The sequence below is a fragment of the Mycobacterium sp. E136 genome, assembly GCF_001666865.1.
Taxonomy (GTDB): Bacteria; Actinomycetota; Actinomycetes; order Mycobacteriales; family Mycobacteriaceae; genus Mycobacterium.
In genome coordinates this window covers 66,271-86,087 of record NZ_LZJE01000318.1, presented here as the reverse complement: position 1 = coordinate 86,087, position 19,817 = coordinate 66,271, and the positions used below count along the sequence as shown (strand labels likewise).

Here is a 19,817-nt window from a genome sequence, read left to right as displayed (position 1 = left end):
GACGAACACACCCACCGCAACGCCGGAAATACCGACCATCGCATCGCCGCTTGACATAGGAGCAATGCACGCTCGCGCAAACGGGCGGGAAAGTCGAGTGGAAACTGGATGACCTGCGGCGTGATAGCCTCTACGCGGATGTTTATCTACATCCGTTCAGAATGAGAGAAGTTGAAAAAGTATGGCACAGGGAACTGTGAAGTGGTTCAACAGCGAAAAGGGCTTCGGCTTCATCGCTCCCGACAGCGGCGATAAGGACGTCTTCGTCCACTACTCGGAGATCCAGGGAAATGGATACCGGTCGCTGGAGGAGAACCAACGCGTCGAGTTCAATATCGAACAGGGCGCCAAAGGACCTCAGGCAGTCGGCGTAAGCGCCGTCTAAGCTTGCACGATCGACAGTGGGCTGGTGGGAATCCCCACCAGCCCACATCTCGTTTATCGGGGGAGAATAAATGAAGCGAGAGGTCGCCGCCGAACTCGAGGTCGAGGTCACCGAGCCGACGGAACTGGAGTTCCAGATCGCGGTGGCACCGCATCCGAACGCGGAAGTCTCCGAGAATCTTTCGTTCATTCTCGACGGTGAGCCCGTCGAACCGGTGGAGATCAGCGGTGTGCACGGCAACCGTCTACACACGCTGCCGGTGGACAGCGGGACACTCACCGTGAACTACGCCGCGACGATCGTCGGCCGCACCGAACCCGCGCCGGTCACCGACTACGACCGGCTGGCGTACCTGCGCCCGAGCCGATACGCCGAAGCCGACAAGTTCTACGGCTTCGCCGCAACGGAATTCGGCAGCTATGCCGACTCGACGACCCTGCTCGAGAAGGTGTCCTCCTGGGTCGGCACCCGCTTGAACTACGTCCCCGGCTCCAGCGATCCGATCGACGGCGCGGCCGACACCCTGCTGGCCGGCGAGGGCGTGTGCCGCGACTTCGCGCACCTGGTCGTCGCGCTGCTGCGGGCCGTCGGCGTTCCTGCCCGGCTGGTGTCGGTGTATGCGCCCGGACTGTCGCCGATGGACTTCCACGCCGTCGCCGAGGCCCTCATCGAGGGCTGTTGGCGGGTCGTCGATGCGACGCTGCTGGCACCCCGCCAGTCGCTGGTGCGCATCGCCACCGGTCGCGACGCCGCCGACACCGCATTCCTGACCAACCACCGGGGCGCGATCACGTTGAACACGCTCTCGGTCACCGCGGTGGTCGACGGCGACCTGCCCAACGACTCGATCGACCAGCTGGTGTCGATCGGCTGACCAGCGGCGTCGACACCGCCACCGGGCTGCCTCTACACTGGCCACAACGCCGACGCCCTGCGTCGTCTCCGTTGATTTCGGCCGGTGGTCCGTGATCACGACGGGTTCACCCACGAGCCCGCCCCACCACCCCGAACGCCCACAGGACTTCTCTTGGCCATCACCGACGTCGGTGCGTACACCCATCTGACCGCGGCGGACATCGAAGCCCTCGGCGCCGAGCTCGACGCCATCCGCAGCGATGTCGAAGACTCGCTCGGGCAGCGCGACGCCGCCTACATCCGCCGGACCATCAAGTTTCAACGTGCGCTCGAGGTGTTCGCTCGTGTGCTCATCGGCACCAGCCGGTCCCGCACCGGCTGGCTGGTGGGAACCGCCGCGCTGGCGTACGCCAAGAGCGTCGAGAACATGGAGATCGGCCACAACGTCAGCCACGGCCAGTGGGACTGGATGAACGACCCCGAAATCCATTCCGGCACATGGGAATGGGACATGGTCGCGGTCTCCGCCCAGTGGCGGTACTCGCACAATTACCGCCACCACGTGTTCAGCAACGTCGTCGGCGTCGACGACGACCTCGGCTTCGGCATCATGCGGATCACCCGCGACATCCCGTGGCGACCCGTACACCTGCTGCAACCGCTGCGAAACCTGTTGTTGGCGAGCATCTTCGAATGGGGGATCGCGCTGCACGGCGTTCACTCCGAGCGTGACCGCGCGGAGGGTGACACCGAGCAGGTGACCCGCGAGAGAAAGATATTGGGGCGCAAGATCGCGCGCCAGGCCGTCAAGGACTACGCGCTGTTCCCGGCGCTGAGCGGACGGCGATGGCGCCGCGCACTGGGCGCCAACGTGGTCGCCAACCTCCTGCGCAACCTGTGGGCGTATGTCGTAATCTTTTGCGGTCATTTTCCCGACGGCGCCGAGAAGTTCACCGCCGACGTGATCAACGAGGAGAGCCGCGCGGAGTGGTATCTACGCCAGATGCTGGGCGCCGCCAACTTCAAGGCCGGCCGGCTGCTGGCGTTCTCGAGCGGCAACCTGTGCTACCAGATCGAACACCACCTGTTTCCCGATCTGCCGAGCAATCGCCTGGCGCAGGTCGCGGTACGGGTCCGGGGCGTCTGCGAGAAGTACGGCCTGCCCTACACGTCCGGATCGCTTGTGCGCCAGTATCTTCTGACGCTGCGCACCATTCACAAGCTGGCGCTACCGGACGAGTTCCTGACGGCCACCAGCGACGACGCACCGGAGACGGCGTCGGAACGCAAGCACGAAATCCGGCGGGCGTCCTAGGCTTCAGTCGCGGCGCAAAACCCGCTGCAACAAACCCGGGCGCGCTGCGGGTGCCCGGCGCGGCGAGTACGGCCACGGGTTGTTGCGTTCGGGCACCGACTCAGCACGCGCCTGTTTGAGCTGTGTGCGTAGGTGCTGTCGCAGGTCGTGCAATTCCGGGTCGGTCCACCGGTTGCGGGCCTCGGCCGGGTCGTCGGTCAGGTCGTACAGCTCCCACTGGTCGTCGAGCGGTGACGTCCGGTAGGCCTCGCCGCCGATGCCGTTGGCCGCGAGATGACGGACCCCGGGCTCGGTCCACGTCGCGGGATCGTCGAACGTGCGGACCAGCTTCCACAGATGGCCCTGACCGCCGGCTTCGTCGACGCGAACCACGAGGCCCTCGAAGTTCGACGCGACGTGCGCCGGTATCCGAATGCGCAGCGGTGCAGGCGGATTCGTTCCTAGCTTGATCTTGCGCGCCAGACCCGACGCGCCGGTGTCACCCTCGAGCACGTTGTCGCGGGTCATCAGGTACACCGCCCGCGAATCGTCGGCCTGCGCGCCGTCCACGACGGGCATCAGGTTGCGGCCCGGCAGGTCGTGCACCTCGGAGAAGGATTCGGCCAGCTTCGCCGCAGCGGCCTCGACGTCGACACCCGCGGCGCCCAGCAGCGTCGGCACGATGTCCACGTGCGACGTCGGCGCCGTCACCGTCCGCGGTTCGGTCGCGTGCTCGCCGATCCGGGCCACCACGAACGGCACCCGCGTCGCCTCGTCGTACAGGTTGAACCACTTCTGATGCAGCCCGCCGTGCGCGCCGAGCAGGTCGCCGTGGTCCGACGTGCGGACCAGCACCGCGTTCTCCGAACCGCCCTCGGTGACCGCGCGCCGCACACGGTCGATCGGGTTGTCGACCTCGGCGTGCAGCCGGTAGTACAGGTCCCGGTAGCGCTGCGCCTGCCGCGTGTAGGTGCGGTCGATCGCCGGCGCCGGACCGTAGCCCGAGTAGTAGGCCTCGCGGAACGCGATCTGCGCGGCGGGTTTGGTGGACAGGTCCTCGTCGGCGGTCGGCGCCTGCGGCACCGACGGCGGGTCGAGCGGCGACGGGTGCACCGGGCTGCGTCGCTGCCACGCGGGGAACAGCACGATGTCGTGCGGGTTGACGAAGCTGGCCACCAGCAGGAACGGCCGCATCGCGTCGACGTCGCCCGCGCGGCGCCGGTCGTAGCGGTCCCGCAGCCAGGCCACGACCCGGTCGGCGATCAGCGGGTCGCGCCGGATCCCCGCGTTCGCCAGCGGTGCGCCGTGCGGCTCCGGACCGACCCAACCCGAAAAACCGTAGGGTGCAAGTGGATCGGCGTCGAGATAGCGCTGCACCGCCTTCGGGTCGACGACGCCCACGTCGTCGTTGGTGGCCAGCGGCTCACCGGTGGCGGGGTCGGTCAGGTCGGCATGCGAGATGTGCCACTTGCCGTCGTAATGGGTGTCGTAACCGGCCGCGCGAAACCAGTTGCCCAGCGTCGGCACCTCGTTGGGGCGGAGCCAGCGCATGCGGGAGTCGTCGGCGGTCTTGCCGATCCCGTCGGTCTGGGTGACACCGTGCAGGTCGGGGTACTGGCCGGTGAAGATCGTGGGGCGGCTCGGCACGCAGGCCAGCGAGCCCGTGTAGTGCCGCGCAAAGCTCACGCCGTGCTCCTCGAACCACTTGCGGCCGGTCAGCGTGTCCCGGCGCCAGGCGAGGACCTCGGGCGCCTCGTACGGCGGCACCGCGCGCTCCTCGTCGGTCATCACGATGATGATGTCGGGTCGGTTCGTCATCGGGTGTTCTCCAATCGCTTCGCCAACGCGGCGAGCATGGTGTCGGATCCGCGGGCCAACGCCTGACCGGTCAGGCGTTCGACGAGCTGCTGCGTTTTGCCCCTGCCCTTGCGGACGATGGTGGTGATCGTCACGATCGTCTCGCCGCCGCTCGTCGGCTCCAGGGTCCAGCGGTTGCTGATCGTGCCCAGGACCTTAGGCAGACCCTCGATCTCGTACGCGAGGACGTACTGCGGATCGCATTCGGTGATGGTCTCGACCAACGTGTTGCGGCCGATCTGCACACGCCGGGCGGTGCCGACCAGCGCGCCGTCGGGCCCGTGCGTCAGGATGCAGGAGTGGTCGACGTCGGCCCATGAGGCGATGGCGCCGAAATCGGCGAGCATTTCCCAGATCTGCGTCGGGCTCGCCGCGATCACGCGGCTGCGGTCGAGTTCGGCCACAGCCCCACCGTACGTGAAACTGACGTCGCCGTCAGGTAATCTCGCGTCGTCGCGGATTGCGGTGTGGTAACCGAACTCTCAGCCACCGTGGTCGCGCTGGTTGCACAATGTCGTACCGGCTAGCCGGAAAGAGCGCGCTTTCCTGTAGACGCGCACGTCGCGCGTCCCTACCGTCGGACGGCATGAGCAACATCCTGCAGGTCGGGCCGATGATGCCGACGCTGGCGCAGAGCCTGCGCGACGACTACGGCGCGGTCGTGCTGCTCAGCGACCCGGGAGAGCGCGAGCCGTTCCTGAACGAGCACGGCGACGAGATCACCGCTGTCGTGACGTCGGTGGTCGGCGGGGCGGACGCGGACCTGATCGCCGCGCTGCCGAACCTCGCGGTGATCGTGAACTTCGGCGTGGGGTACGACTCCGTCGACATCGATGCCGCCGTCCGGCGCGGGATCGTGGTCAGCAACACCCCTGACGTGCTGACCGACGCCGTCGCCGACACCGCCGTCGGTCTGATGATCGACACGCTGCGACAGTTGTCGGCCGCGGACCGGTTCGTGCGCGCGGGCCGCTGGCCTACGGGGATGTACCCGCTGACCCGCGAGGTGAGCAACTCCCGCGTCGGCATCCTCGGGCTGGGCCGGATCGGGAGCGCGATCGCCAAACGGCTCAACGCGTTTGGCTGTGAGATCTCGTATCACAACCGCCGTCCGGTCGCCGACTCGCCGTACCGTTACGCCGCGTCGGCCGAGGAGCTGGCGCGCGGCGTCGACGTCCTGATCGTGGCGACCGCCGGCGGCGGCGATACCGCGAACCTGGTCGACCGGGCCGTGCTCGACGCGTTGGGCCCCGACGGGTACCTGATCAACATCGCCCGCGGCAGCGTGGTCGACGAGCAGGCGATGGTCGAGGCGTTGACGTCCGGACGGCTGGGCGGGGCGGGTCTGGACGTCTACGCCGACGAGCCGCACGTCCCCGAGCCGCTGCTCGGGCTCGACAACGTCGTGGTGCTCCCGCACGTCGGCAGCGCAACGGTGCAGACCCGCGCGGCGATGGCGGCGTTGACGTTGCGCAACTTGGACAGCTTCTTGAAGACGGGCCGGTTGGTCACCCCGGTGCCCGGGTGCCGAAAGTCGTGAAAATGACGGAAATCGCCCTGATTGCATCATCTTTGCGACGCTCGACGCCGGGGGGCTACCCCGTATGCGCCGGTGGCCGCGGCAGCGCGTCGCGGTATGCGTCCTCATAGTCCTCGATGCCGGACTTGACCAACGGATCGAGCCCGCCGAAGTAGTTGCTGAGGGCGGTCCGGAAGTCGGTGAAGTTGTCCTCGAGCGGGTTGAGCCGGCCGGTGTCCGGATCGATCAGGCCTGCCTCGGTGAAAAAACGCGGATCGCCGATGTTGTTCTCGAGCAATCGCTGCGCGACGGCGTACTGCAGTGCTTCGGAACTCTCCTGCGCAATGTAGGTCGGATCGTTGGGCACCGGGGCGTCTCCGACGAAGATCTGCTGCAACGGGTCGACCGGCATCTTGCCGTTGAAGTCGAGAAGTGCTTTGACACCCGGGATTTCGCCACCGAGCGACTTGGCGAGGTCGAACCACTGACCGCGGCTCTCATACGCTTTGACGTCTTGCAGGTTGCCGTACTTGATCGCGTCGTTGTCGGCGACGTTGGCTCCGGAGTCGATGAGCCCGCGCAGCGTGCCCGCTGATTGCAGGTCCGCGGTGTCGACCGTGCCGCCGTCGATGATGGACTGCTGGAAGTTCTCCTGGTACTGCAGGCCGTTGAGGTAGGCCTGGCTGTTGAGGGTCGCGGCGGCTTGGGGATCGGTGTCGATGACCGCGAACAGGTCACGGGTGAGCGGCATTTCGGGATTCTTGAGGCTCTCGAGCGGCTCGAATCCGCGGCTGTTGTCGAGCGGGTTGCCCAACATGTCGTCGATGTAGGGCTTGTTCGCCTCGGCGAGGGCGCGGGTGAGCTCGGGGTTGACCTGTCCGAGCGACTGGCCGTCGGTGCCTGGGATGTCGAGCAATCGCGGCGAGTTTCCTCCCGCCCACTGGTCCACCGCGTGCATCGTCTGCCCGTTCTGCTCGGCCTGGAACAGCTGGGTGGGGTCGGTCAGGTCGGTCGGGACCGCACCGGTGCCGTGGAGCAGATTGCCTGCCGCCGCGCCGTTGTCGGCCCACTGGTGGGTGAACAGGTCCTCGATGAAACCGTCGTTGGCGGTGTTGCCGTCCGCCCCCGCCAGCGCGTCGTGCACGGCCATCGGGTCGCGTCCGGCCGCGCTGAGCATGTCCTGAACGGCCGGGTCGATGAGACGTTGCCCCAGGTCGATGTTTTCCTTCCAGGCGATATCGGGGGCGTCGTGCATGTTCTGCAGGATCTGCTCGGACTTGTCCAGCAGCGCATTGTCCAGCGCGGTGCCCTGCTGCAGTTTGGCGTCGCCGGCGGACACGATCGCGGCCACATCGCGGTATTCGTCGAGATGCGGGAACGGCTTGTACCAATCGGGCCACTCGAGGGTCGGGTTGCCCTCCTCGTTGGTCCCGGCGGTGGGCGCCGTCGGCCCCCGCAACGGCGCCTCGAACGCTTCTCGAATGCCCGACGGCAGGTTCTGCACGCCGCCGCGGGTGGGCACGAATCCGGCGTCGCCGGGTTTGGCGTCGGGATCGGCGCCGACGACGGTGATGTTCCCGTTGGACACCAGCTGCAGCGCGTCGGCGACGCGTCCGCCGTTCGGACCGAGCTTGTCGATCATCGCGCGAATCTCGGCCGGGCTCTTGCCATCCAGCGACCGCGACAGTTGGTTCAGGTAGTCCATCTGGCTGGCCGGCAGCACCAGCTCGCCGCGCGCCAACGCCTCCTGCTCCTGCGGGGTCAGCGTGGTGTTCTCCTCCAGACGCGCGAGCTCCTCGGGGGTGAGCTCCCCGTCCTGCAGCGACTCCCCATCGGCGCTGCCCTGCTCGGCGGGGGTGTCGGGGTCACCGCCGGTGGCCGCGGACAAGACCCGGGCGAGGTCGCCGTCGACCTCCTCAGCGGCGGCCAGCACCGCCACCGCGCGGTTCTCCACCTCGGCCATCTTCTTCTCCAGCTGCGCGATCTCCTCATCCGTCCAGCCGGTCGTGTCGGGGGGAGTGACCGTGCCGGTGTTCAGGTCGAGCTGCACCGCCGGCGCCGCGGCCGCGTAGTCGATGAGGTTGGTGAGGTCGTTCTTGACCGAGCGGGCGTCCGCGGCTGCGCGCTGAGCGCCCAGCGACACCAGGATGGCCTCTTTCTGCGTGATGTCGAGCTTGGTGGCCGACTGCGCGATGGCCTGCTGCGCGGTCTCTGCCGCCTGGCCTTTCCACGTCCCGAACACCGAGAGGTTGCGCAGCGCCTCGGCCGTCTCCCCGCTGGTGCGGGCGCGGTGGGCCGCCGCCTTGGAGACCTCGTCGATCTGCTCGGGCTGCCAACGCTGGACGTCGGCCAACGTCATCCCCACGGGTCAGAGGCCCATGGTGCCCAGATTCGATCCCGCAGAGTCGATTTCGGTGGCGGCATTGTCATCGGTGCGGACGTATTTCGCCGCCGCCGAGCTGAGGTCTTCGGCGTGTTTGACCAGCCCGCTGTAGTGCGCGGCGGACTCTTGCTCCCACTTCGCGATGGTTGCTGAGAGCCCCGCGGCGCTGGTGCCGATCCAGCCGGTCTGGGCGGTGCCCATGCGCTCGTGGGCCGTGCCATGCGCGGACCTCAGGCCGTCGGCGGCCGCGTTGACGTGGTCGGCGGCCATCCGTACCTCGAGCGGGTCGACCCGCAGTTCTTCGCTCATACACCTTTCCAAACGCTCGCAGGCGGTCCAAGTGTTTGCTGGCCAACCCTACCATCGCCGCGACACCCCCTAATGCACTAATTTCGGAGGCCCGGGGGAGTGCGCGGGCCTTTAGAGCGAGTTTGCTAGCTCAACCGAGCGACGAGCGCGTCGGTGACCTCCGAGGTCGAGGCCTGACCGCCCAGGTCTCCGGTTCGGGTCTGCGGGTCGGCCAGCGTCGCCTCGACGGCGGCCATCACGTCATCGGCGGCTTGGGTGTGCCCGAGGTGCTCGAGCATCAGCGCCGCAGACCAGACCGCGCCGATCGGGTTGGCGATGCCCTGTCCGGCGATGTCGGGTGCCGACCCGTGCACGGGTTCGAACATCGACGGGTACTGCTTGGTGGGGTCGAGGTTGGCCGACGGGGCGATGCCGATCGAGCCGGCCACGGCGGCGGCGAGGTCGCTGAGGATGTCGCCGAACAGGTTGGAGCCGACGACGACGTCGAATCGCTGGGGCTGCAGGACGAATTTCGCGGCCAGCGCGTCGATGTGCTCGCTGTCGAGCTTGACGTCGGGGTAGTGCGACGCCCTTTCTGCGACCACCTCGTCCCAGAACGGCAAGGTGTGCACGATGCCGTTGGATTTGGTCGCCGACGTCACGTACTTGCGGCGGGTGCGGGCGAGTTCGAACGCGAAGTCGGCGATGCGGCCGACGCCGTTGCGGGTGAAAACCGATTCCTGGACCGCCATTTCGTCGGGGAAGCCGCGGTTCAGCCGTCCGCCGATCTCGCTGTACTCGCCCTCGACGTTCTCGCGGACCACGACGAAGTCGACGTCGTTCGCCGTGCGCAGCGGGCTTGCGACGCCGTCGAAAACGCGGATCGGCCGCATGTTCACGTATTGGCGGAACGCGCGGCGGATCGGGATGAGCAGGCCCCACAGCGAGACATGGTCGGGCACGCCCGGCCATCCGACCGCGCCGAGGAAGATGGCGTCGAACTTGCTCAGCGTGTCGATGCCGTCGTCCGGCATCATCGCGCCCTCTTCGGCATAGCGCTGACACGACCAGTCGAACTCGGTGTAGGACAACGAAATCGCGTGCTTGCGCGTCACGGCGTCAAGCACCGCCCGCGCCGACGCGATCACCTCGGTGCCGATTCCGTCGCCGGGGATGACGGCGATTGACGATGAGCCGCTTGCGCGAAGAGCATCAGACTCGGTCATGTACCCAATCCCAGAAGGCTGATCATCAACGGCAACAGAATGATGATCAGGATAGCGCCCGCGATGTCGAAGGTGACGCCGGAGCGGATCATCTTCGTGATCGGCACGACGCCCGAGCCGTAGACGATTGCGTTCTGCGGCGTGGACACCGGCAGCATGAAGCCGAACGACGCCGCGAACGTCGCCGCCAGTGCGGGCACGAACGGGTTGACGCCCGCGGCCACCGCCACGGGGATCACGATCGGGACGACCACCGCGGCGGATGCGGTGTTGCTGGTGGTTTCGGAGACGATGATCGCCAGCACGACGGCGAAGATGGTGATCGCGATGCTGCTGGTCAGGCCGAGCGCGTCGTTGACGGAGGTGCCGATGGTCTCGGCCAGCCCGGTCGACGATATCAGCGAACCGAAGATGATGCCGGTGCCGAACAGGATGATTGTGCCCCAGTCGATTTCGGCGGCGTCCTTCCAGCGCAGCGTGAATTCGCGGCTCTTCCAGTCGGTCGGCAGCAGGAACAGCAGCGACGCGCCGAACACCGCGACGACACCCTCGTCGAGGCGGTCGCTGACGAACTCGTATGCGTTGGACTCGGTGCCGGTGATCAACGCGACCACGCCGGGCAGGATCCACAGCGTCACCGTCACGGCGAACGCGATCAGTGTGTTTTTCTCCGCCCGCGACAGCGAACCCAGCTTCTCGCGTTCGCTGGCCACATACTCGGCCACCCCGTCGATGCGTTTGATCTCGGGTTTGTTGAGCCGCAACATGATCAGCGCCAGCAGCAGGAACATCACTAGGCAGATGGGGATCGCCATCACCATCCACTGGCCGAAGCTGATCCGCTCGCCGGTGGCCTCTTCGATGAGCCCGCGCCCGATCAGGTTCGGCGGGCTGCCGACCGGCGTGAGCAGCCCGCCCACGCTGGCGCCGTAGGCGAGCATCAGCATGAGCGCGGCGCCGACCCGCAACCGTTGCGGGTCGAAGTCGGCGTCGACGTCTCCGCGCTGCTGAAGCAGTTTGGCGATGACGGACAGGATGCCGATCGCGGTCGGCAGCAGCATGGCCACCGTCGCGGTGTTCGAGACGAACGCCGACAGCAGGCATGTGATCGCGCCGAACGCGATGATGACGCCGGTGGTCGAGCGGCCCGCCCGCGGCAGGGCCAGGATGCGGAACGCGAAACGCCGCGCCACACCGTGTTTGAGCATTGCCTGGGCGAGGATGAAGGCGCCGATGAACGTGAAGATCGTCGACGACCCGAACGGGCCGAGCACGTCGTCGACCGGCGCGACTCCGAGGAACACCGCCACCGCGACGCCGAGCAGGCCGCCGATCGGGATCGGCACCGCTTCGCTGATCCACAGCGCGATCACGCCGAGCAGGACGGCGCCGAGCACCTGCTGTTCCCGCGGGATGTCGAGCGGCAGGACGAGGAAGACGACGGTCAGCAGCGGGGCGAGGAACAGGCCGATCGTGCGGCGGCCCTTCTCGAAGCGTTCCTCTCGCGGCGAGAGTCGCTGTTCGCCCAGGCTTCGGTACGTCGCGCTGCCGAGTAGTGCCTTGTCGACGTCGGTCGGCGTGACCTGGTTCTCCGCAGTCATCACAGGCTCCGTCCACCCGGGTGGCGTGTGCGCTACACCACAGTCGCTGGGAGGAGTGCCCTGGACTCAGGCGACGCTAAACATTGAGCGAAGCGGCCGGGGGCGGCCGCACCCTGGGGTGAGCGCACAGCTAGGTACGGTTTGGCACCCGAAATTTGTACAAGGATGAGCGCTCGCGGCCAATTAGGAGTTGCGGAGGCGGCGCGCCAGACCCGAGGCGCGTACCGCCCGGCGCTCGACGGCGGCGCGCACCGAGGCCGCCGGTCCGACGACGCGGATCTTCTTCTTGGCCCTGGTGACAGCGGTGTAGAACAGCTCGCGACTGAGCAGCCGCGAATCCTCCGGCGGCAGCAACACGGTGATCTCGTCGGCCTGGCTGCCCTGCGACTTGTGGATTGTCATGGCATGCATGGTTTCGACGTCGGCGAGCCGGCTGGTCGCGAACTCCAGCCGCTCGGTGCCCGCGATGACCGCGCGCAGCACGCCGTCGCGCAGCACCGTGACGCCGGTGTCGCCGTTGTAGAGGTTGAGCCCGTAATCGTTCGCCGTCACCAGGACTGGCCGCCCGGCGTACCACGTCGACCAGATCGGTTCGCCGGTCAACTCCGACAGCCACCGCTCGACCTGGTGGTTCCAGTACCGCACCCCGAACGGGCCACGGCGATGCGCGCACAGCAGCCGGTGTTCGGTCAAGATGGCCAACGCCGCGTCGGCGTCGCCGAGAATCGCCGCCGTGCGCAGCGCGATCGCGTTCGGCACCAACAACTTACGAAGGTGTTCGGACGGCTCCTCGGTGTCGACCCACTCGATGTGCTCATCGCCGGCGCGCAACACGTCGACGACGGCGTCGGCGTCGCCCGCGCGGATCGCGGTGGCCAGTCGGCCGATCGACTCGCCGAACCGGTGCGACGTCTTCAGTTCCGCGATGCGACCGGTGCCGAGACCGTCGACCAGGTCCGCCAGTACCGCACCCGCCTCGACCGAAGCCAGCTGGTCCGGGTCGCCGACCAGGATGAGCCGCGCTTCCGGCCGCACCGCCTCGAGCAGTCGCGCCATCATCGTCAGCGACACCATCGACGTCTCGTCGACGACGATCACGTCGTGCGGCAACCGGTTGGCGCGGTTGTGGCGGAACCGCGCCGACGTGTCGGGGCGGCTTCCGAGCAGCCGGTGCAACGTCGTCGCGTGCAGGCCGGACAGTGCCTCGCGGTCGGACGCGTCGAGCTTGTCGACTTCCAGTTGCACCGCCTCCTGCAGTCGCGCCGCCGCTTTCCCCGTCGGCGCCGCCAACGCGATCCGCAGCCGCGTACCGCTCGCGAGCAGGGCCAGCAGGCGCGCGACCGTCGTCGTCTTACCCGTGCCCGGACCGCCGGTGAGCACCGTCAACCCTTGCGACAGCGCGACTTCCGCGGCGGCGCGTTGCTCCTCGAAGCCCGGCGGGAACAACCTGTCGAGATCGGGCACCGGCTGGGCCGGCCGGGCGGCGGTCATCCGCAGGATGTCGTCACACACCTGCTGTTCTTCGAGCCAGTACCGGTCGAGGTACAACAGGTCACCGTCGACGTGCAGCACCGGCGGTTGCCCCGTCAGCGGGTGCTCGGCGATGGCGGCGAACCAGTCGCCGATCGCGGGCCACGGCAGCCCATCGAGGCCGACCTGCTGTTCGACGGTCCGCAGGTCCAGGCACACCGACCCGTTGCGCAGCGCGCGCACCGCGAGCGCGACCGCGAGCTCGACCCGGTCGTCGGGCGCCTTGACGAGCTCACAGAGCCGTTGCGCGACATGCACATCCGACGCATCGAGGACCTCTGCGTCGGTGAAGGTTCGCAACAGTCCGGTCGCGCTGACCGCCCGCCGCCATTCCACGCTGGTCACGCCGCGGCCCTCCCGGAGTCGAGCAGATCCGACAGCGCGGCGATCAACACCGTGGGAGGTTGCCAGCTGAACACACCGGCGGGATGCCCGTCCTCGGTCGGCGTGTCCGGCCCGCACATTCCGCGCAGGAACAGATACAACACGCCGCCGAGATGCCGTTCGGGCGCGTAGTCCGGCTGCCGCCACCTTAGGAAGCGGTGCAGCACAACGCTGTACAGCAGGGCCTGCAGCGGGTAGTCGGAGTGCAGCATGGCCTCCGCCAGCCGCGGCCGCGAATAATCCGCCGCGGTCAATGGCCGGTTCGGATCGCCGAGCCAGTTGGTCTTGTAGTCGACGACGAGATAACGACCGTCGACCCGCAGCACCGCGTCCACCGAGCCCGACAGGTATCCCTTCAGCGGCTGCGGTCCCAGGCCCGCTCCCGTCAACCGTTGCGCGTACGACGCCAGCGGATCGTCCGCGGGCAGGTGCGCACGCAGCAACTCACCCACCTGGCTCAGCCGGATGTCGGGTCCCGACGCGCGCAGATCCCCGCCCGCCAACGGGAATTCGAAGTCCATCTCCCGCATCCGGTCGCGCAATCCGATCTGACGCAGCGTCGTATCCCCGGCCAGCGGTCCCAGAGGCGTGTCGTGCATCGGCACCATTGCCGCCGCCAGCTCGGCGGCCTCGACGTCGACGGGCCACCACACCGAATGCTCACGGACCCGGGCCTCCAGCTCCGCGGCGAGGTCGGCCGCGAACGGGTCGGCCGTCTCGAGCACGGCGTGCACCAGCGAGCCGAATTTCGCGCCGGTCGGCAGCTCGGCCATCGGCGACGGCACGTCCTCCCCGACCGCCTCGGTGGTCAGCGGAATCTCGGCGACCTCGTCGTCGAGTTCGACCGTCTCGGGCTCGCTGCTGACCGGTCTGGCCTCGACCGCGCGGATCAACCCGCTGTAGGACGTCCGGCGCCACGCCGTGTCGATGGGGCGATGGAAGTGCCGGGCAGCGACCTCCGCGGGCACGGCGGGCTCTTGGGGTGCACGCCGGGGGCGCGGCGCCGAGTCCTCGATCGCGGGGCCGCCGACGGCCTCCCACTCCTTGAACCGCGCCATCGCCTCGTCGTCGGAAACCTTGCCGGGCACAACGACATCCGGCACCATCGGCTCACCCGGGCGCCGGCCGCGCAGCAGCCGCGACAGCCCGCCGTTGGGTTCGTCGCGCGACGGCGCCCACCAGGCGACCAGCTGCGACTGCGCACGCGTCATCGCCACGTACATCAGGCGGCTGTCGTCGCTGGCGTCCTCTTCGCGCCCGACCTTCGACACGGCGTGGAAGTCGGGGCTGTCGTTGCCGCCGATGTGCAGGCATCTGGTGTCGCCCTCGTGGTAGAGCACGATGTCGGGCTCCCACACATGGCGGTTGAACGCGAACGGCAGATAGACGACTGGAAACTGCAGGCCCTTCGCGACGAACACCGTCATCACCTGAACCGCCGCGGCGTCGTTGTCGAGGCGGCGGAACCTTTCCGCCGCGCCGCTGCGCTCCTCGCGCTGGCCCCGCAGCCAGTCCCGCAGCGCCGGCAACGTGAAGTGCTCGCGGTGCGCGGCCTCCTGCAGCAGCTGCGTCATGTGGGCCAGGTCGGTCATCTGGCGCTCACCGTTGCGCCAGGACAACACGCGATCGCCCATGCCGGCGAGTTGTGCGGCCTCGAAAATCGCCGCCACCCCGCGCTCGCGGGCGTGACCCGCCCACTCCCGCAACGTCTCTGCGATGCGATCGGTCAGCGGGTCGCCGCCCGCGACGAGCGATTCGGCGGTTTCCCCGAAGAACATGGTCGCGGCCGCCGCACGCACGACGCCGGGCCGGTGCGGCTGGTCGAACGCCTCGAGCAGCGCCAGCCAGTCCTCGGCGGCGTCGGAGTTGAAGATGTCGGAGTCGCCGGTGTACACCGCGGGAATGCCCGCGTCGCACAGCGCCCGGTAGCAGACCCGGGCGTCGCGGTGGTTCTCCACGATGACCGCGATGTCGCCCGCCCCGAGGCGGCGACCGTCGAACGTCGCACCCGCATCGATCAGCGCGCCGATGTCGGCCGCCAGGTCCTTGGGGATGTGGGTGCGCAGCTGGTCGATCGGAATGACGCCGGTTCCGCTGCGGCCCAGCGTATTCCGGGAGACGACGCGCAGCCGGAACGGATCGTTGCACGGCGCTCCGGTCAGCCGCGAGCCCGTGTGTCTGGCGGCGACGTCGTGTACGACGATCTTCTCGTGGCCCAGTTGGGCACCACGCAGCACCGCCTGCAATCGCGTCACCAGCGCCTCGTCGCTGCGCCAGTTGGTGGCCAACGTCTTCTGAACGTCGGCCTGGGAGGCCGCGCTCAGATAGGTGACGATGTCACCGCCGCGGAACGCGTAGATCGCCTGCTTCGGATCGCCGATGAGGATCAGCGTCGACCGTTTGGTAAACGCGCGGTCGATCACCCGCCACTGCACGGGATCGGTGTCCTGGAACTCGTCGACCATCACGATCGGCCAGCGCTGGTGCATGCGCAGCTGCGCCGCAGAGTCGTCGGCGTCCAGCGCGTCGGCCAACCGGCTCAGCAGGTCGTCATAGCCGAGGATGCCTCGCTGCCGCTTTCGCTTGTCCAGTTCGTCGAGAACGCCTTTCGCGAACCGTATGCACACGGCGGCACGGGTATCCGGTGCGGGGTCTTCCGGCCGCAGCTCCGTCGCGGGATGCTCGACGACCTGCTTGGCCAGCCGCAGCGCATCGGGATAGGTCAGCAGCGGGTTGTCGCGCTCACGGCCGAAGTGATGCAGGTAGAGATCGTCGACGATCTCGGTGACGAGTTCCTCGAGGCTCTCGACGAGCGTGACCCGCGAGTCGCTGTCACCCGCCACACCCAGCGATTTGAGCACCAGCTGGCAGAACTGGTGGGTGGTGGCGATCGTCGCGGCGTCGAACGCGGCCAGCGCATCCCGCAGACGGCGTTCGCGTTCGGCGACCTGCTCAGCGGTGCCGTCGAGCAGGTGCTCGACGATCTCGTTGACCTCGACGCTCGACGGATCGATGAAAGCCTGCACCGCGTCGACGATCTGGCGCCTCACCCGATCGCGCAGTTCCTGACTGGCCGCGCGGCTGAACGTGATCAACAGCATCTGGTCGAGCGTGGCGACGCCCTCGGCGAGGTAACGCGTGACGAGCCCGGCCAGCGCGAACGTCTTCCCGGTCCCTGCGCTGGCCTCCAGCACCGTGGTCGAACGTTCGGCGGGCAGCTCGCCCAGCAGATCGAAGGGTTCCATCACGTCTCCAGCGCCCGCAGCATCGGCAGCCACAGCCGAGCCGAGTGCGAATCCAGCCCTCGCTCGACGAGGTGCTTCAACCACGTGCCCTTGCCGAACGCCAGCTGGTATGCGGGTTCGTCCTCCTCGCCGGGGTACATGCCGGACCGCCACTTGAAACCTGCGCGCTGTTCGGGATCGCCGTGGCCGTGCACGGCTTCGGCCCAGGCGTAGGACGTTTTCACCGGCAGCGGAAGCGGTTCGCGCCGGCCCCGGTCGTACATCGCCACCAGATCGGCGAGCAACTCGCGCGCGTGCTCCGATGGCCTGCCCATCGACTCGATCCGCGGCGTGGTGCCGCGGCGGGCCCGGCCGATGCTGATCGCCTTCCACTCGCGGCCGGGGTCGTGAGCGAACAACGCCAGCAACGGAATCCACGGCTGCAGCAGATGGCGTCCGTCGAGCTTGGAATAGGTGACCGAGACCAGCCGCTCACCATAGACGGGTGTGACGGTGCCGGTGACCCGACGTCCGGCGCCGATCTCGACGTCGATGTCGACCGCGGTCGGGTCGGCGCCGCGGTATGGCCGTGCGGCGTCGGCGATCAGCGACGCCTGGTCGCAGATCTCGTTAGCGCGGCGCCAGCCGAGGTGGCCGGGCGGCAGGGTGCCGCGTCGCCACTCGGCCTGGCGGGCTTGATCGGGTTCCATACCGCTCAACATGTCTCGCAGCATGCGGTCGCCGACCGTCCACTCCTCGAGCGCATCGATGTCGACGGGCATCGCGTCCTCGACGCCGTCGACCTCCCACGGCAACGTGTAGTCCAGGGCGCGGAAGAACCCCTTCACGGGATCGCGGAAGAACGCGACCAGGTCGGCGAGCACGACGTCGTCGGGCGGGGGAGCGGGCAGCGGGCCGGAGACGAACTTCGGCCGCTCGGCCCGTTCGGCGGCGCGGGTGAGCGCCGCGCGCTTGACCGTGGAGTCGAACGTGAACGGCACGCCCGGAATCAATTCCCCGGGAATGACATTGCGGGTGTCGAACGGCTGCAGCGGATGCTTCACCATGATCGCATTGCGGACTGGGTGCTCGGTGGTGCGGTCGAGGGTGTCGAGCAGCTCTGCGAGCGGGACGGCCGGCGGCCGTTCCTGACCGGAGTACTCGTTCGCTCCGGTGTAGGTGATCACCAGTGTCTCGGTGGCCGCGCCGATGGCGTCGAGCAGCAATTGCCGGTCCTCGGAACGGATGTCACGCTCACCGGTCATCGGTTCGCGGGCGAGCGCGTCGTCGCCGTCGACCACGCCCAGCCGCGGGAACACCCCGTCGTCGAGGCCGACCAGGCACACAACGCGGTGCGGAACCGATCGCATCGGGACCATGGTGCAGACCGTCAGCGTGCCGGTGCGGAAGTTGGCGCGGGTGGGCCGGCCGGCAAGGTGGCGATCGAGCAGTGCGCGCACATCGGAGAGCCGCATCGCGGTGTGGGCGCGGGTACCCGCCGTGGCGAGCACGTCGGCGAATTCGCGTTCGAGTTGGGCGGTCTGCCAGACGTCGTCGTCACTCACGCGGGTCAACAGGCCGATGCTGTCGGTCAGCGCCTGCAGCCACTGAGCGAGCGGCCGTGTGCCGGTCAGGGATTGAACGGCACAGCGCAGGCGGTCGACGTACTCGGCGAGTTGGCCCGCCAAGTCGACCCGGTTGCTGCTCACGTCGTCGAGGGGCAGCGTGGTGTCGATCCAGGCGTGCGAGTCGTCGGACATGGCCACCCCCGCCAGCACCCGGTCGATGCCGAAACGCCATGTGTTCTGGACGAAGTCGACACCGTAGGGTTTGCGGTGCTCGGTGTCGAAGCCCCAGCGGATGTTGGCCTGCCGCACCCAGCGGGTGATGTCTTCGAGGTTGTCGTCGGTGAAGCCGAAGCGGGTCCGCACCGGCGCGGCCTGCGCGAGGTTGAGCACCTCGCTCGAGGTGGCGCGGCCACCCGCCAACGCGAGCAGCTGAGAGGCCACGCCGAGCAGTGGATTGGTCTGCACGAGCGACCGATCGGCGAGGCGGACGCGCAGCTGGTGCGCCGGATGCACCCCCGTGATCATGTCGCCGAGGCCGAAGCCCGCCACGATCAGGGGCGCGTAGGTCTCGATATCCGGGCACATGACGAGGATGTCGCGCGGTTCGAGGGTCTCGTCGTCGGCCAGCAGACCGAGCAGCACCTCGCGGAGCACGTCGATCTGGCGGGCCGGTCCGTGGCAGCTGTGCACCTGTACCGAGAGGTCGGTGGCGTTGTGCGCCCGGCCTTGCGGCCGGATCGCATTCGCCGTGATGTCGGACTGCAGCCACCCGAGGAGGGTGTCCGGGCGCTGCCGGCCGCCGAGGTATTCGTCGGTCCGCGGATCACCCGGTAGCGCGCGCTGCAGTTCGCGAAGGTCACGGCCGAGCGTGGCGAGCAGGGGATGGCCGACCCGGCGGTGGCTGTCGTCCTTGCGACGGGGGATCTGGCCGTGCGACGCCTTGAGTTGCCGCCACAGATCGTCGCTCGGGTGCGGCAGCCACAGGTGCAGGTCGTGGTGAGTGGAAAGCGCGTCGAGCAGTTCGATTTCGGTGCTGGGTAGCCGGGTGTGCCCGAACAGCGACAGGCGCTCGGGCAGGTCGGTCTGTGAGTCACGCAGCCGCGCAACGGTTTTCGCTTGCCGTACGTGCGGGGTGTCCGCGCCCACGCATTCGATGAGCGCGCGCCACAGCGGCGGCTGCCAAGCGAGGTCGGCCGGGATGTCGCCGTCGGCGCCGTTCTCCCAGTCGATCAGCAGCTGTGGACGTTGGCGGGCGTAGGAGGCGAACAGCCCCGCGAGCCTGCGAGCGACGGCGTAGCGCCGGCCCTGGCGTAATTCTCTCTCCTCGCCGGCTTCGAAGTGGCCGAGGTGCGTGGCCAGCGGTTTACACCAGTCCTCGGGGCAGGCGGCGTCGATGACCTCCATCAGCGGCCAGACCATCGCGTCGGGCGACCACACGTCCTCACGCTCGGTTCCGGTCAACTCCGCGATCAGCGAGCGCGGATTGCGGAACGCGATACCGGCGCAGACGCCGTCGGCGCCGGAGCCGCGTCCCAGCACATGGCTCAGCCGCTGGCTCAGCCAGCGCTCGACCCCCTTGGCCGGCACGATGACCAGCTCCTCGGCGAACGGGTCCGACAGCGGATGACAGAGCAGGGCGCCTAGCCCGTCGGCGAGAAGATCGGTGCGTTCGGCCCGGTGGATGTGAAGCGCCATCGCCGCCA

Annotated in this window: 13 protein-coding genes; 4 read left to right on the top strand and 9 right to left on the bottom strand. The window is 68.3% G+C overall.

Annotation, left to right across the window (positions count from 1 at the left end; all coding sequences use genetic code 11):
• The first annotated feature begins 181 nt into the window (after positions 1-181).
• The 3 genes from A5698_RS21235 (at position 182) to A5698_RS21225 (ending at position 2,555) form a co-directional block, all read left to right on the top strand.
• Entirely contained in the window at positions 182-385 is a 204-nt protein-coding gene (locus A5698_RS21235) for a cold-shock protein (protein ID WP_068300746.1), read from the top strand.
• Between the two features lie 70 nt (positions 386-455).
• Positions 456-1,259, top strand: coding sequence for a transglutaminase-like domain-containing protein (locus tag A5698_RS21230; protein ID WP_068300744.1), 804 nt, complete (start codon positions 456-458; stop codon positions 1,257-1,259).
• Between the two features lie 153 nt (positions 1,260-1,412).
• Positions 1,413-2,555, top strand: coding sequence for a fatty acid desaturase family protein (locus A5698_RS21225; RefSeq protein WP_068300740.1), 1,143 nt, complete (start codon positions 1,413-1,415; stop codon positions 2,553-2,555).
• 3 nt (positions 2,556-2,558) lie between these two features.
• On the opposite strand, the gene A5698_RS21220 is transcribed toward A5698_RS21225, so the two are convergent.
• Entirely contained in the window at positions 2,559-4,352 is a 1,794-nt protein-coding gene (locus A5698_RS21220; protein ID WP_068300738.1) for a sulfatase-like hydrolase/transferase, read from the bottom strand.
• A complete protein-coding gene (locus A5698_RS21215; RefSeq protein ID WP_084792551.1) occupies positions 4,349-4,795 on the bottom strand; it encodes an SRPBCC family protein in 447 nt (148 codons plus the stop codon). The genes A5698_RS21220 and A5698_RS21215 overlap by 4 nt, the downstream gene beginning before the upstream one ends.
• 182 nt (positions 4,796-4,977) lie before the next feature.
• Here A5698_RS21215 and A5698_RS21210 point away from each other — a divergent pair, with 182 nt between their 5' ends.
• Complete coding sequence (locus A5698_RS21210) at positions 4,978-5,931, top strand: 2-hydroxyacid dehydrogenase (RefSeq protein ID WP_068300736.1); 954 nt, start codon at positions 4,978-4,980, stop codon at positions 5,929-5,931.
• A gap of 55 nt (positions 5,932-5,986) precedes the next feature.
• Here the strand turns inward: A5698_RS21210 and A5698_RS21205 are convergent, their stop codons facing one another.
• The 7 genes from A5698_RS21205 to recC form a co-directional block, all read right to left on the bottom strand.
• A complete protein-coding gene (locus A5698_RS21205) occupies positions 5,987-8,269 on the bottom strand; it encodes a TPR repeat domain-containing protein (RefSeq protein ID WP_068300734.1) in 2,283 nt (760 codons plus the stop codon).
• 9 nt (positions 8,270-8,278) lie between these two features.
• A complete protein-coding gene (locus tag A5698_RS21200; RefSeq protein ID WP_068300732.1) occupies positions 8,279-8,602 on the bottom strand; it encodes a WXG100 family type VII secretion target in 324 nt (107 codons plus the stop codon).
• 125 nt (positions 8,603-8,727) lie between these two features.
• Positions 8,728-9,807 (bottom strand): tartrate dehydrogenase, encoded by a 1,080-nt coding sequence (locus tag A5698_RS21195; protein ID WP_068300730.1) that lies wholly within the window; start codon positions 9,805-9,807, stop codon positions 8,728-8,730.
• Positions 9,804-11,408 (bottom strand): SLC13 family permease, encoded by a 1,605-nt coding sequence (locus A5698_RS21190; RefSeq protein ID WP_068300728.1) that lies wholly within the window; start codon positions 11,406-11,408, stop codon positions 9,804-9,806. The genes A5698_RS21195 and A5698_RS21190 overlap by 4 nt, the downstream gene beginning before the upstream one ends.
• A gap of 183 nt (positions 11,409-11,591) precedes the next feature.
• Positions 11,592-13,241 carry an exodeoxyribonuclease V subunit alpha gene (recD, locus tag A5698_RS21185; protein ID WP_068300758.1) on the bottom strand — a complete coding sequence of 550 codons (1,650 nt, stop codon included), beginning with the start codon at positions 13,239-13,241 and terminating at the stop codon, positions 11,592-11,594.
• A 38-nt stretch (positions 13,242-13,279) separates the two neighbouring features.
• A complete protein-coding gene (recB, locus tag A5698_RS21180; RefSeq protein ID WP_068300725.1) occupies positions 13,280-16,567 on the bottom strand; it encodes an exodeoxyribonuclease V subunit beta in 3,288 nt (1,095 codons plus the stop codon).
• Complete coding sequence (gene recC / locus A5698_RS21175; RefSeq protein WP_068300723.1) at positions 16,567-19,809, bottom strand: exodeoxyribonuclease V subunit gamma; 3,243 nt, start codon at positions 19,807-19,809, stop codon at positions 16,567-16,569. Before recC ends, recB begins: the two co-directional genes overlap by 1 nt.
• Between the last annotated feature and the right edge of the window lie 8 nt (positions 19,810-19,817).